Annotated in this window: 10 protein-coding genes and 3 pseudogenes; 11 read left to right on the top strand and 2 right to left on the bottom strand. The window is 55.3% G+C overall.

Annotation, left to right across the window (positions count from 1 at the left end; all coding sequences use genetic code 11):
* The first annotated feature begins 26 nt into the window (after window positions 1-26).
* Both AU509_RS02875 and AU509_RS02880 read left to right on the top strand, forming a co-directional pair.
* Window positions 27-458, top strand: a complete 432-nt coding sequence (locus tag AU509_RS02875; RefSeq protein ID WP_085651346.1) for a type III secretion system chaperone — start codon at window positions 27-29, stop codon at window positions 456-458.
* A gap of 47 nt (window positions 459-505) precedes the next feature.
* A complete protein-coding gene (locus AU509_RS02880; protein ID WP_162896366.1) occupies window positions 506-739 on the top strand; it encodes an EamA family transporter in 234 nt (77 codons plus the stop codon).
* 16 nt (window positions 740-755) lie between these two features.
* Here AU509_RS02880 and AU509_RS02885 read toward each other — a convergent pair whose 3' ends face one another.
* Window positions 756-1,475: a UTRA domain-containing protein gene (locus AU509_RS02885; RefSeq protein WP_094117602.1), complete on the bottom strand. Its 720-nt coding sequence runs from the start codon at window positions 1,473-1,475 to the stop codon at window positions 756-758.
* 268 nt (window positions 1,476-1,743) lie between these two features.
* Between AU509_RS02885 and AU509_RS02890 the strand changes: the two genes are divergently transcribed.
* From AU509_RS02890 to AU509_RS18450, 7 genes and pseudogenes are all read left to right on the top strand, one after another.
* On the top strand, window positions 1,744-2,805 hold the full coding sequence (locus tag AU509_RS02890) for an extracellular solute-binding protein (RefSeq protein ID WP_094117603.1): 1,062 nt from the start codon (window positions 1,744-1,746) through the stop codon (window positions 2,803-2,805).
* Window positions 2,806-2,827: 22 nt separating this feature from the next.
* Window positions 2,828-3,646 carry an alkaline phosphatase family protein gene (locus AU509_RS02895; RefSeq protein ID WP_094117604.1) on the top strand — a complete coding sequence of 273 codons (819 nt, stop codon included), beginning with the start codon at window positions 2,828-2,830 and terminating at the stop codon, window positions 3,644-3,646.
* Window positions 3,643-4,485, top strand: a complete 843-nt coding sequence (locus AU509_RS02900; protein WP_094117605.1) for an ABC transporter permease — start codon at window positions 3,643-3,645, stop codon at window positions 4,483-4,485. The genes AU509_RS02895 and AU509_RS02900 overlap by 4 nt, the downstream gene beginning before the upstream one ends.
* Before the next feature lie 19 nt (window positions 4,486-4,504).
* Window positions 4,505-5,290 carry an ABC transporter permease gene (locus AU509_RS02905; RefSeq protein ID WP_094117606.1) on the top strand — a complete coding sequence of 262 codons (786 nt, stop codon included), beginning with the start codon at window positions 4,505-4,507 and terminating at the stop codon, window positions 5,288-5,290.
* 2 nt (window positions 5,291-5,292) lie between these two features.
* A pseudogene (locus AU509_RS02910) lies at window positions 5,293-6,284 on the top strand (ABC transporter ATP-binding protein).
* 330 nt (window positions 6,285-6,614) lie between these two features.
* Window positions 6,615-7,375 (top strand): annotated as a pseudogene (locus AU509_RS18445) (Na/Pi cotransporter family protein); the annotation flags it as partial.
* Between the two features lie 231 nt (window positions 7,376-7,606).
* Complete coding sequence (locus tag AU509_RS18450) at window positions 7,607-8,182, top strand: PhoU domain-containing protein (protein ID WP_254901506.1); 576 nt, start codon at window positions 7,607-7,609, stop codon at window positions 8,180-8,182.
* Between the two features lie 93 nt (window positions 8,183-8,275).
* Here AU509_RS18450 and dld read toward each other — a convergent pair whose 3' ends face one another.
* A complete protein-coding gene (gene dld / locus AU509_RS02920; protein WP_409359741.1) occupies window positions 8,276-10,030 on the bottom strand; it encodes a D-lactate dehydrogenase in 1,755 nt (584 codons plus the stop codon).
* A 576-nt stretch (window positions 10,031-10,606) separates the two neighbouring features.
* Here dld and dosP point away from each other — a divergent pair.
* The gene (gene dosP, locus AU509_RS02925) at window positions 10,607-13,165 is read left to right on the top strand and encodes an oxygen-sensing cyclic-di-GMP phosphodiesterase DosP (RefSeq protein WP_085652044.1); all 2,559 of its coding nucleotides are present in this window, start codon (window positions 10,607-10,609) and stop codon (window positions 13,163-13,165) included.
* A gap of 428 nt (window positions 13,166-13,593) precedes the next feature.
* Window positions 13,594-13,781, top strand: a pseudogene (locus AU509_RS18250) (hypothetical protein); the annotation flags it as partial.

Below are 13,781 nucleotides of genomic sequence, written 5' to 3' on the forward strand. Positions count from 1 at the left end.
TGGCACATAGCAGAAGGAGCTCCACCATGCATTCCCAACAACAACACGTCACCCGGCTATTGCAGGCGTTTGGTCGGTCTACTCAACCCCCGCTGAGACTGGACAATGGCATTTGCGTGCTTAACGACGAGAACGGCGAAGAAGCCGCGGTGATCGACGTTCCGGCGCACAGTGAACAACTCTTGCTGCACTGCCGGATCGTCCCGTTAGACGGGCTGGAAGAGGCAAATGAAGCGGCAATGTTACGCCTGATGCTACAACTTAATTTCGAAATGGCGGCCATGCGCGGTTGCTGGCTGGCGGTGGATGAATTCAACCAGCTACGGCTGTGTTTTCAGCACACGCTCAGCGGATTGGACGAAAATCGCTTTAACGCGGTGCTTTCCGGGTTCATCCAACAGGTGAAAGAGAGTCGGGACTTTATTATCTCTATGCTGGGGCAGATGCAGGCGGCGTAACCTGCGCGGCAGGGACACTGGCTCCACGAAGGAATGCGACCGCGTTGGTGCTGCTTCCGTCAATTGGCGGCATCGACTTCGCTATTCGCTCGTTGGAAAAAGGGGATGTGAGGCGCGTCCAGATTATTGAAACCAGCGACCCGCTCTTTTCGACCCTGTTTGCATTTTTCATCTTTGGAGAAGTGATGGGGCGATTTGGGGCCGTGGGGGCGGCCTTTATCATGGCGGGCCGGGTCGTCAGCCTGCTGCGGTCAAGGGAACCGGTTCTGACGTCGCCGTGATCCTAAACGCCCGCATTTAGCGCCGTTCAACCGCTTCGACGTCGATGTGAATGGCGTCGTAGCGCCAGTATTCGTGGTCGCAATCGATGATCCGGTCTGACTGCTCGCGGTTGATACGGGTGATGAACAGCGCCGGGCTGCCTGTCGCCACGTTGAGCGCGGACGCGGCCAAGGGCGAAACCGGCGTCGGCAACATCGTGAAACGAACCCGGCCATAGCGGATGTCATAGCGCGTCTCATAGAGATCGGTGAGGGATTGCGTGAGATCGGACAGCAGGATATTCGGAAAGAAAGCGGGATTCAGATAGTGCTCCACGTACAGCACCGCGCGTTCGTCAACGCGTCGCAGGCGCCGGATCTGGTACACCTTTGCCCCGATGGGCAACATCAATTGATGGCCTATCACATCGCTGGCGGCCATCTCACGCGCTTCCAGCACCTCTGTGGCGGCGCGGCGGCCTTGTTGTTCAACCATGGCGTGAAAATGGCTGCGCTGCAATGGGTTATAGACGATCCGCGGCGGCGAAATAAACCATCCTCGACGCGGTTCCCGGTAAATCACCCCCTGAGACTCCAATTGCAGCAGGGCTTCCCGCAGGGTAATTCGGGTAGTGGAAAACTGTTCGCTCAACGTTCTCTCCGAGGGCAGACGCGCCTCATCCCGCCATGTGCCTTCATCAATGTGCGACAGCAGCGTTTGGCAAATCAGCGCCACGGTTGTCGAGGGTTGTTGCATGAGTTCATCTGCCTATTCTGGAGCACGCCGTGCACCACCGTGGATACACCGCCGTTCTTAATCAGAGCGTTATATTGCCATGCAGCCGCCAAAAGGTCTTGCTCGAACCACCCAGTTCAGTTGGGCCGGGCGGACATGGATTTACGCACCGTATACCTGGCAGGCGATACAGGGCGACTGACATACAAATTTCATCTTTTGGGGGTAGATTGGCGTGGTTCTTGCTGGACTAGACCAGCGATTATTCCTATCACCAGGAGCATTCAAGATGAAAAACAGGGTTGCATCCGTATTAACGACAGCCGTCGTGCTGTCGCTTTCATCCGCTCACGCGGCCGAAGGTTCCGTCGCCGAGCTGGAGCAGGCGGCGCGAGCGGAAGGGCAGGTGAACAGCGTGGGGATGCCGGATAGCTGGGCGAACTGGAAAGACACCTGGAAAGACCTCAACTCACGCTATGGCTTACGCCACACGGACACCGATATGAGCTCCGCGCAGGAGATCGCCAAGTTCGCCGCAGAAAAACAGAATGCCAGCGCAGATATCGGCGATGTCGGCGCTTCGTTTGGCCCCATCGCGATGCAAAAGGGCGTCACTCAGCCTTACAAACCCACCACCTGGTCGCAAATTCCTGACTGGGCCAAAGATAAAGACGGTCACTGGGCGCTGGCGTATACCGGCACCATCGCGTTCATCGTCAACAAGCAGTTGGTGAAAGACGTGCCTCATAGCTGGGCCGATCTGAAAAAAGGAAGTTACACCGTCACTATTGGCGATGTCAGTTCGGCGGCTCAGGCGACCAACGGCATACTGGCGGCGGCCTATGCGATGGGCGGCGATGAGCACAACCTTAAACCGGGACTGGATCTGTTCGCCGACCTGGCCAAGGCGGGGCGGCTTGGTCTGACCAACCCGGTGATTGCCAATATCGAGAAAGGGGAAGTTCAGGTTGGAGTGGTGTGGGACTTCAACGGCCTTAACTACCGCGATCAAATTGATAAAAATCGCTTTGTCGTGCTGATCCCGTCAGACGGCTCGGTGACGTCCGGCTATACCACGATCATCAACAAGTATGCCCAGCATCCCAACGCGGCCAAGCTGGCGCGCGAATACATCTTCTCGGATGCTGGTCAGATCAATCTGGCGCGCGGCTATGCCCGTCCGATTCGCGCAGAGCATCTGTCACTGCCGGATGATGTGAAAGATAAGCTGTTGCCGGCGGAACAGTACAAGTCAGCCCGTCCTATTGCCGACCCGGCTGCCTGGGAGAAAAGCGCGCGTCTGCTGCCGCGTCAGTGGCAGGAGTCGGTCATGATCAACATGCAGCAGTAACCTGCCAGGGAGGGAGCAAGGCATGAAATGTATTCTGGTCGTGCTGGACGGACTGAATTATCAGGTGGCACGCGATGCTATGGGATATCTGCAAGCGCAGTGCGAGGCGGGACGGGGGCGACTCTATCCGCTGACCTGCGAACTGCCTTCTCTCTCCCGGCCGCTGTATGAGTGCATACTGACTGGCGTTACGCCAGTGGAAAGCGGCATTGTGCACAACGACATACGACGATTATCGAATGAGAAGAGCATTTTCCATTATGCCCGTGACGCCGGGCTGACGACCGCGGCGGCGGCTTATCACTGGGTGAGCGAGCTGTATAACCGGACGCCGTTTGACCCGCCGCGGGATCGTCATACGGCGGATAAACATCTGCCTATCCAGTACGGTCATTTCTATTACGAGGACGACTACCCAGACTCACACCTGTTGATTGACGCCGAGAGCTTGCGGCGGACATATCGTCCTGATTTTCTCTTGGCGCATTCGATGAACATTGATGATGCGGGCCATCGGTACGGCCTGTCGTCGCCGCAGTATCGCAATCAAGCCCGAAGGGTCGATGGTTATCTCTCGCTGCGGTTAGCGGACTGGCTGTCGGCAGGCTATCAGGTGGTGGTGACCGCAGATCACGGTATGAACGACGACCGCAGCCACGGCGGCGTGTTGCCCGAGGAAAGGGCGGTTCCGCTGTATGTGTTCGGCGATGCATTTTCTCTGGATGAGGCGTCGCTGCGTCAGACGGATCTGTGCGGGACGATCTGCGAGGTTCTGGGGATTCCACACGATAAATCGTGCTGTTCGGCGCTGCTTGCTGACGTGGAGGGCGCGAGCCGATGAAGAAAAAAGGGTTGGCAATTATCTGTTTAATACCGTTTGCCGTGTTTTTTATCGCCTTTCAACTGGTGCCGCTCGGGTGGATCGCCGTCAACAGCTTCTATAGTGACATCAACGCCAGTTGGGGCTGGGATAACTACCGGGACATCTTGACGTCGCCGTTTTATCTCCAGGCGATGCGGTTTTCTCTGGATATCTCGCTTTACTCCAGTCTCTACGGTTTATTGATCGCGCTTATCGGGAGCTACTCTCTGAGTCAGCTCCGAGACGGTCGACTGCATCGCTGCGTGATGGCCTTTACCAACATGACCAGCAATTTCGCCGGCGTACCGCTGGCGTTCGCGTTCGTGATTCTGCTCGGGCTGAACGGTTGTCTGACGCTGTTGCTCAAACAGCTGGGTTTTATGGAGACGTTCAATCTCTATTCCCGCTCCGGGCTGATTATCCTCTACACCTATTTTCAGATCCCGCTTGGCGTTCTCCTGCTGTATCCCGCGTTCGACGGTCTGAAAGCGGAATGGCGGGAGTCTGCGGCGCTGCTCGGTGCCGGGCGTTATCGTTACTGGCGCTATATCGGACTGCCCATTTTGATGCCGGCGCTGGTCGGCACTTTCGTGATCCTGCTTGCGAATGCGCTGGGCGCGTATGCCACCGTATATGCGCTGACCAACGGGAACTTCAATATCGTGCCCGTCCGGATCGCGGCGCTGGTCGCAGGGGACATTTCGCTGGACCCCAACCTCGGGAGTGCGCTGGCCATGCTGCTGGTGATGTTGATGACGCTGATTACGGCGCTTCATCAATGGTTAGTTCGTCATAGCTACCTGAACGTAAAACGTTAACGCATCGTGGAGGACGGTTATGTCTCGCTCTGAACGCGTCTACCACCGGTACGTGGTGGGAACGCTGCTGTTTGTTCTGGTGCTGCCGCTGGCGGCAACGCTGGTTTATGCCTTCGCCACCCAGTGGGGCGCCACCCTCTTGCCAGAGGGTTTTACGCTGAAGTGGATGGAAAGTTTATGGATGGACCCGCGTTTTCTGACGGCGCTGTGGCACTCCTTGTTGATCTGCGGCGCTTCGCTGCTGCTGTCGCTGGCGTTGATTCTGCCGGCGATGTTCGTCATCGCTTATCAGTTCCCTCGACTGGATGCGGTGATGAACGTCCTGATTTTGCTGCCCTTTGCCGTACCGCCCATCGTCTCTTCCGTGGGGCTGCTCCAGCTGTACTCTTCGGATCCGCTGATGCTGACCGGCACGCCGTGGATCCTCGTCGGCTGCTATTTCACCATCGCGCTGCCGTTTATCTATCGCGCGATCACGAACAACCTACAGGCAATTAACCTGCGCGAGCTGATGGATGCCGCTCACCTGTTGGGGGCGAGTACCTGGCAGGCGGCATGGTGGGTGGTGTTGCCCAATTTGCGCAAAGGCGCGTTTATTGCCGTCCTGTTGTCTTTCTCCTTCCTGATCGGCGAGTTCGTCTTCGCCAATCTTCTGGTGGGAAGCCGTTACGAAACCCTACAGGTCTACCTGTTCAACATGCGTAACGGCAGCGGACACTTCACCAGCGCACTGGTGATCTCTTATTTCTTCGTCGTGCTGGTGGTGACGTGGCTGGCGAATTTGCTGAATAAAGACAAGGGATAAATATGGCCTATCTGCAAGTGTCGCAACTCAATAAAAGTTTCGGGTCGACCTCCGTTTTCAACCAGATCGACTTCATGGCGGAAGAGGGTGAATTCGTAACGCTGCTAGGCCCGAGTGGCTGCGGCAAATCCACGTTATTGCGCTGTATTGCCGGTCTGACGCCGGTCGACAGCGGGCAGATCTTGCTTCAGGGGCAGAATATCGTGCCGCTCTCGCCTCAGAAGCGGGGAATCGGCATGGTCTTCCAGAGTTACGCGCTGTTCCCCAATATGACGGTGGAGGGCAACGTCGCGTTCGGGTTGAAGATGCAAAAGTTGTCGAGTGCCGAGGTGCATCGCCGGGTGGCGGATGTTCTGGCGCTGGTGGAACTTGAGACCTTCGCCCGGCGCTATCCGCATCAACTGTCAGGTGGTCAGTGTCAGCGAGTGGCGCTGGCGCGATCGCTGGTGACGCGCCCGCGGCTGCTGCTGCTGGATGAACCGCTTTCCGCGCTGGATGCGCGTATTCGCCGCCATTTGCGAGAGCAGATCCGCACTATCCAGCGTGAGCTGAAGCTCACTGCGCTGTTTGTGACGCACGATCAGGAAGAGGCCTTGACGTTGTCCGATCGCATCGTCCTGATGAATAAAGGCGAAATCGTGCAAAATGGTCACGCGGCGCAATTGTATACTCAGCCGGTTAATGCATTCGCCGCCGGCTTCATTGGCAACTACAATCTGTTAAGCGCGGATCAGGCTTCACAACTCACAGGGCAGACGTTTACGCAGCAGGTGGCGATTCGCCTGAGTCGATTGCCCTGGTCAATCCGCCGCAGGGGGTGCCCGCGACTATCGTCGGTCACAGCTTACTCGGTAATGTGATCCGCTATCAGGTGAGGGTTCAGGGAGTCGAACTGCAGGTTGATGCACTCAACCGCTCGATGGAACAGGCTTACGGTGAGGGCGACCAGGTGGGGTTACTTCTCGATCTGGCGACGGTTCAGGAGGTGGCCTGACGTTAGCTTGCGCGGACAGAGAGTTTCACAAAGCCTAAATACAATCCTATACCCCATCAGAGGGACGTTTTAAGGTTGATAACCTGACCGGATTCGAAACGATTGAAAGCCCGTTGCAGCCGTTATTTTTACCGGCGAGAGGACGGCGACAAAATTCGGAAGCCGCTTGATCGCTTTTCTGGCATATGACCTATTTTGGCTACATCACTGGCGATAGGGAACGGTTGATCGCTGAATATTAAGGAGCTCTCTGTTTTGTTGATATTGCTGCATTTGTTGTCCGCCGTGTCGCTGCTGGTGTGGGGGACGCACATTGTCCGCACCGGGATCATGCGAGTGTATGGCGCAGGACTGCGTCGTATGCTCAGCAAGAACGTCAGCCATAAACCGCTGGCTTTTATGGCGGGAATTGTGGTCACGGCATTGGTGCAGAGCAGCAACGCCACCATGTTGCTCGTCACATCATTTGTTTCGCAGGGCTTGATTGCCTTGGCCCCTGGTCTGGTGATTATGCTGGGCGCGGACGTCGGGACTGCGCTGATGGTGCGAATTCTGACCTTCGATCTCTCCTGGCTTTCTCCGCTGCTGATATTCAGCGGCGTTTCGCTGTTTCTCAGTCGTAAACAGGCCCGCATCGGACAGATGGGGCGCGTATTGATCGGTCTCGGACTGATCCTGCTGGCGCTGGAGCTGATTGTGAATGCCGCAACGCCGATTACGCAGGCGGCCGGGGTCAAAGTGCTCTTTTCCTCACTGACGGGCGACATCTTGCTGGATGCCTGATTGGCGCGTTGTTCGCCATTGTCAGTTATTCCAGCCTGGCGGCCGTCTTGCTGACCGCGACGCTGACGGCAACCAGCGTGATATCGCTGAAAGTCGCACTGTGTCTGGTGGTCGGGGCCAACTTGGGTAGCGGAATGCTGGCGATGATCAATGCCAGTAAACAAAGCGTTGATGGTCGCCGGGTCGCTCTGGGGAGCCTGTTGTTCAAACTGGCGGGCTGCGTGGTGGTGCTGCCTTTTGTCGAGATGCTGGCGGCGGAGATGGAAAAACTGCCCATCAGCACAGAGAATCTGGTCATTTACTTCCACGTGGTTTACAACCTGCTGCGTTGTTTGCTGATGCTGCCGGTGACAGGACGAATGGCGGAGTGGTGTCAGGCGCTGTTGCGCGATAATCAGGAGGAAGATCCGCGGCTGCGTCCGCGACATCTGGATCTCAGCGTATTGGATACCCCGGCGCTGGCGTTGGCCAATGCCGCTCGGGAGACGCTGCGGATGGGGGACATTGTGGAAAATATGCTGATCCTTACCCACGAGATGATGCACGGCAACTACTTGCAGGAGAAAACCATTCGTCGTCTGGATGACGATGTGGACGTGCTCTATACCGGCATCAAGCTCTATCTGGCGCGGATGGCGAAGGACGATCTCGGTGAAAGCGACTCTCGCCGTTGGGCCGAGGTTATCGAGGTCACCATGAATCTGGAACAGGCGGGTGATATTCTGGAAAAAATGGCCGGGGATATTCGCGCCAAGGCGCAGGCATCGCGCCGCGCCTTTTCCGCAGAAGGGCAAGAGGAGCTGGACGCGCTCTATTCCCGACTACTCGATAATCTGCGACTAAGTCAGACCGTGTTTTTCAACAACGACGTTGCCAGCGCAAAACGTCTGCGTCGTTCCAAGCATCGCTTCCGCATTATGGATCGCCGTTTTGCCCATGCGCACGTCGAGCGTTTGCGGCAGAAGAATGTGCAGAGTCTGGAAACCAGCTCGCTGCATTTGGGGCTGTTAGGGGATATGAAGCGTCTGAACTCGCTGTTCTGTTCGGTCGCCTACAGCGTGCTGGAGCTGGACGACCAGGACGACGAAGAGCGCGATGTCGTCGAAGCCAACTAACGATAGAAGTCGCCACGCTACGGCGATTGACGTGATGGCAGGAGAACGGGGCTTCGCAGCGGTGTGGCGAAGCCCCAGAGTAAAGCGGCAGCGTTAGTGGTGTGAATGGTCGTTACAGCCACAGCCCCAGTTTTTCAGCTTACTGGTTTTCCCGATGCCGGGATTGAGCGTGTTGGTGGGGTCATTCTGCTGATAGAACGCCTTCAGCTGCGGTTTGGCCTGATAAAGATGGCCGACATTGTGCTCAGCAGGGTATTCGGCGCCACGTTTATCCAACAGTTCCAGCATTTTCTCCTTCAGCTTGTGGGTATCGACGCCTTTTTTCACGATGTAATCCTGATGGAATACGTGGCACATGAAGTGTCCGTAATAGAGGCGATGCACCAGCTGATCGCCGATTTCCGGCGGCAGATGCTCAAACCACTCCCGGTCGTTACGGCGCAGGGCGATATCCAGCGGCAGGATATTCTCCACCTCGCGGCTATGCACGGCGTGATAGCGAATAGCGGCTCCGGCCGCGGCGAACCGATGTAAGAACGCTTTGTTGCCTTCCTCCGGCGTACAGGCAAAAAACTCGCCGTCCGCCTCGCGGAAATAGCTTTCCAACCAGCGATGCGCCTCTTCAATGCCATCTCCCGCCATTTTTAACATCAGGTGATGCTCATAGCGGTCGCGATAGGCCCGCATCCGCTCTGGCAGCTGGGAAGGCAGCAAACGGCTCAGCAGCTGCATGGTGCGATCCACCAAATGCGATGGCAGGAACGGAATTTTATCAAAAATGGCGTCCATTCGGCCTTTGAGGTTGAAGAACAGGGGCATTTTGTCGGTGCCCAGCTTGTCGATCATCACGAAGGTGTCTTTGCCATAGACCTCAGCCATGTTGAACATATCCCGGTGCAGATACTCTCCGGCCACCGGCAGGTGAACAAAATTCGCCAGGATATGGCGACGCAGCTCGGTCAGCACCTCCGGCTGATTAGTTCCGATGTAGAACACCTGTTGAGATTGCTGCGCCGGGAATGTATCCAGTCGCACGGCAAAAACGGCCAGCTTACCGGCGCAGCCTGCGGCTTCGAACAGGCGGCGTTCATCGGCGTTGAAGCGGGAAGGGGTATCGGCATCCACGTCGCGGACGCGGTCGGCGTATTCGTGGTCGGATGCCTGGCGATCATCGTTGACCACATCCGCCTCGGTGTACTGACGTTGTTCCAGACGAACGAGAATTTGCTCCGGCGTCTCCCCCAGATTAATACCGAGATGATTGACCAGCTCTACCTTGCCTTGATCGTTTACGCGGCCATACAGCGCCATCTCTGTGTAAGCCGGACCGCGATGCACCAGCGAACCGCCGGAGTTATTGCAGATCCCCCCGATGACCGATGCGCCGATACATGACGAACCGATCACCGAGTGCGGCTCGCGCCCTAAAGGCTTCAATACGCGCTCCAGATGCCAAAGCGTACTGCCGGGCAGCGCGACAATTTGCCGCCCCTGATCCAACAGCTGCACCTTGTCGAGCCTCAGTGTGCTGATAATAACGATTTCACGGTCATAGCCATCGCCGCTGGGAGTCGAACCTTCGGTCAGACCAGTATTGGCCGCCTGCATGATGACGATACGATCGGCTTCTACGCTGGCTTTGAAGACTTTCCACTGTTCCAGCAATGAGCCGGGAAAGACGACTGCCAGCGCATCACCTTGGCCGGAACGGAATCCCTTTCGATAGCGTTCAGTTTGGCGTGCGTCGGTGAGGATATGAGATTTGCCGACGATGTGGGTGAGGGTGTCGATGAGGTCCTGGGCGTTTACGCTAAACGTAATTGAAGTTGCATGATCCTGCATGAGCATCTGTCCTGTTAATTAATCTTATGATTTCTTTAAAAAGGATAGTGCTTATTCAGAATTTTGCGCGTATCCCCGGTTCGCTCGGTGAGCTATTGTATTGGCCGTTCACACGGAGGGTTGGGGCCGGTTTTTAACCGCTGCCATACGTGAATAACATGTTAATGGATAAGTTAAATTCATCTAATTATCACCACAGAAAAGTCGTGCTTCGATGGCATACTGGACGACCAAAATAAAGCGTGTGGAGAGAGCGCGAAGGTGGTGAAACGGGCCGTCGTATTGTGTAAACGTTTGCTTATCTGTGCCTGTGATGAGTTGGAGCAAATGTTCAATGTTTGCTCCGTGGTGCCGATAAGACAAAAACCCAGGCCGGAGTTTATGTTTCCCGTCATTTCTGGTTTTCCTGATGAAGACCCCTGACATGAGCACTGTCGGTGACCGGCCATGACGGCGGCGCAAATATCCATTTGTGTACCCATGCAGTTTACCTGGTGCCTAGGGCTGCTTAAAAATTGAGATTGCTGCAGATGAACTTATCGCAAAAGGAACGGATAACCCATCTGCATGGAGGATATATCGATGAAGATGGAAGGTCCGGTCGCTGATTACTATCACATATTGCTACCAGCTTTGGAGCAGACGATGCTAGCCGTCGTCCTAATTGATGAGTGCGACCGCGTCCTGTTTTTTAATGCGGCCGCAGAAAGACTGTGGGGATACCCTCGCGAAGACGTGCTCGGCCAACATATGCGCCCGCTGTTGCCCAAGGCCATGCGGGAAGTGCATACCCGCTACATCCGCAGAAACCGCCAGGGAAACTCGCCTCGAGCGGAAGCGATGAGCCGTGAAATCCTCATGGAAAAACGGGATGGACAACAGCTATGGGCAAAGTTCTTCCTGTCTAAAGTCGATGTCGACGGACGCATCCATTTCATGGCAATCGCGCGTGATGTGACGGATGAGGTCGCCCGTCGGGAAGAAACGCGATTACTGTTGCTGGCGATCAACAACACTGACCGTGTCGTCTGCGTGTTGGATGCGTCTCGACGAATTGTTCAGATCAACCGGGCATTTACCTCCCTGTTTGGCTATACGGTCGAAGAGTCCATCGGCAAAGGGCCGAGCGAACTGCTGGCCAGTCCACGCACAGATAAATCGTTAGTGGATAAACTGCGAAAGAAAACTCAGGACTGGCTGGGCGTACATGGCGACATCCTGACGCTGACCAAAGACGGTCGAGATGTCTGGGTACGTTTTTCCGTCAATCCTATTGTTGACGAGCGAAACCACGAGCTTATTAAAAACTATGTCGTCGTGTTGTCGGATGTCACTGAGGAGCGCTTGATTCAGGATTTAGAGCGCGATGCGCTGGAAGCGTTGACCAGCAGTCTGTCGTTCAATGAACTCGGTAATTTTTTATGTCGCCGTATCGAATCGATTGTGCCGGGGGTTCTTGTTTCTGTCTGTCGGGTGGAAGACAACAAGCTGCGCCCCTGGGCCGCGCCCAGTTTTCATGATTCTTACGGCCCTGACTGGGAAGGCGTAGAAATAGGCGAGGGCGTCGCGGGCTGTGGTACGGCCGCGTTCAGAGGTGAACAGGTGATGGTGGATGACATTGAAACCGACCCTCTGTGGGCGCCTTATAAACATCAAATGTTGCCGCATGGCCTGCGCGCCTGCTGGACCTATCCTATTAAACAGCGCGACGGCCGGGTGCTGGGAACTTTCGCCTTCTATTTTCGGCAAGGGTTAAAACCCAACACCTTTCTTGAACATATCGCCGACGCAAGTATCCACTTATGCACTTTGGCGATTGAACGGGAAGAGAACCGGCAGCAGATGGCTCGCGTCGTCAGATTTGATGCGCTCACTGGCTTACCGAATCGCAGCTACATGCATTGCCATGTGGATGATTTGCTCACCTCATCCAGCCAGAAGATCGGCTTTTTTAATCTGGATCTGGACCATTTCAAAGACATTAACGACATGTTTGGGCACGCAGCGGGCGATCAGGTGCTGGTGGCGATGGCGAACCGCTTGCAGTCGTGGATACGTTCGGACGAGTTTATCAGCCGTACCGAAACCGACCAGTTTGTCATCATCATGCCGAATTTTGACGTCACAAGGGCATCAGCGTTGGCGAGCCAGGTCCTCAGCATTGTACGAGAGCCGATAAAAATCAGCGGTCACCGGTTGAGTTTATCGGCCAGCCTCGGTATCAGCCAGTATCCCGAAGGTGGCACCACGCGAGAAGTGCTGCTGACGAATGCCATGAACGCCATGTACAAGGCCAAAAAGTCTGGCGGTAACGTATTCCGCTTTTTCAGCGCCGAAATGAACGTGCTGGCGCGTGAGAGACTATTGCTTGGAGCTGCGCTCAAGACGGCTTTGGCGCATCGTCAGTTACACCTGCATTACCAGCCTCAGGTGTGCACGCGTAGTGGAAAATTGTTTGGCGTCGAGGCGTTGGCTCGCTGGCATCACCCTGAGTTCGGCGATGTGCCGCCCGACCGGTTTATTCGTCTGGCGGAAGATATCGGCGAAATTGATCACATCGGGCGTTGGGCGTTGGAAGAAGCCTGCCGGCAAATGGCCGCGTGGCGGGCGGAAGGCATTCGTGTGCCGGTGGTGTCGGTGAACCTCTCCTCATACAACTTTAATCATCCGGATCTTCCTGAATATGTGGCTCGTCAGCTACAGACCTACGGGCTTGCGGGGTCGAACCTGACCATCGAGATCACTGAAAGCCTGATGATGGCGCTGACGGATGAAACGCTGGATATCCTAAACCGCATACGCGCGTTGGGCGTCGGACTGTCGGTGGATGACTTCGGCACCGGTTTCTCCAGCCTGTCCAGCCTCGCCAACCTTCCTGTCACGGAAGTTAAAATCGATCGCAGTTTCATCGACCAGTGCGGAAAGCAAAACCGGCTGCGTTCGGTGGTGCATGCCGTCATTGGTATTGGGCGTAGTCTGGATTTGATGGTGGTGGCTGAAGGGGTGGAAACGGATGAACAGCGCCGATTGCTGATTGCGTTGGATTGCCCGGTAGTGCAGGGCTATTTGTTCTCAAAACCGCTGCCGCCGAATGCCTTGAACCAATGGATGGCCTCTTCGAGCCCGAGTAAGCAGCATTGATTCATGTAATTAGGAGGGCTGCTAAGCGTTCTGCCTGGCGAAGGTTCTGTTTAAGACCGGAGCACAGCTCTAGGTAACTGCATCAGTGTTTGAACAGTTGCGTGCAGATAGCCATTCAGCTTGTAAAACAATTTGCCGGGGATGAAGCAAGTAGATGGGGAGTTTGTTGGGGGAACTGGATAATACGGGCCTTAGCGCTCAGTGGGAGAACCTACACTTCCGGATGTGCCCTCAAAGCATTACTAAACGTTAAGCTATATGCGTGTGAGAAATGTGGTTCCGCATCGTCGTCAGATGATGAACTTTAGCTTGTCTAGAGGCTTAAAGATAAAAACTGGCTAGCACAAAGCTGCGCTGGTATTCAATTTAGTCCGGAATAGCTGCCTTTCACTGGGATTGAAGTAATATTTCGGATAATGAAGTTATTGATGATCAATGAATACTTTTCAAGAGATGTAATTGTGTTTAAGAAACTTGTAACTGGGCAGTTGAGCTTGCCAATGACGTTTTGGGGATGGGGTTTCTGCGGAGGTTTTTTTATTGGCCTCATCGGGATGGCAGGGGTGCACACAGGTCACGTCTTTCTGATACCACTGTGCTATATACTTAAAGCCAC

This window comes from Lonsdalea britannica (assembly GCF_002111595.1).
GTDB classification, from domain to species: Bacteria; Pseudomonadota; Gammaproteobacteria; order Enterobacterales; family Enterobacteriaceae; genus Lonsdalea; species Lonsdalea britannica.

Excerpts from the sequence above, each read along its gene's own strand:
- AU509_RS02875 (WP_085651346.1), top strand. The coding sequence starts at position 27 with ATGCATTCCCAACAACAACACGTCACCCGGCTATTGCAGGCGTTTGGT.
- AU509_RS02885 (WP_094117602.1), bottom strand. The coding sequence starts at position 1,475 with ATGCAACAACCCTCGACAACCGTGGCGCTGATTTGCCAAACGCTGCTG.
- AU509_RS02890 (WP_094117603.1), top strand. The coding sequence starts at position 1,744 with ATGAAAAACAGGGTTGCATCCGTATTAACGACAGCCGTCGTGCTGTCG.
- AU509_RS02895 (WP_094117604.1), top strand. The coding sequence starts at position 2,828 with ATGAAATGTATTCTGGTCGTGCTGGACGGACTGAATTATCAGGTGGCA.
- AU509_RS02900 (WP_094117605.1), top strand. The coding sequence starts at position 3,643 with ATGAAGAAAAAAGGGTTGGCAATTATCTGTTTAATACCGTTTGCCGTG.
- AU509_RS02905 (WP_094117606.1), top strand. The coding sequence starts at position 4,505 with ATGTCTCGCTCTGAACGCGTCTACCACCGGTACGTGGTGGGAACGCTG.
- AU509_RS18450 (WP_254901506.1), top strand. The coding sequence starts at position 7,607 with ATGCACGGCAACTACTTGCAGGAGAAAACCATTCGTCGTCTGGATGAC.
- dld (WP_409359741.1), bottom strand. The coding sequence starts at position 10,030 with ATGCTCATGCAGGATCATGCAACTTCAATTACGTTTAGCGTAAACGCC.
- dosP (WP_085652044.1), top strand. The coding sequence starts at position 10,607 with ATGAAGATGGAAGGTCCGGTCGCTGATTACTATCACATATTGCTACCA.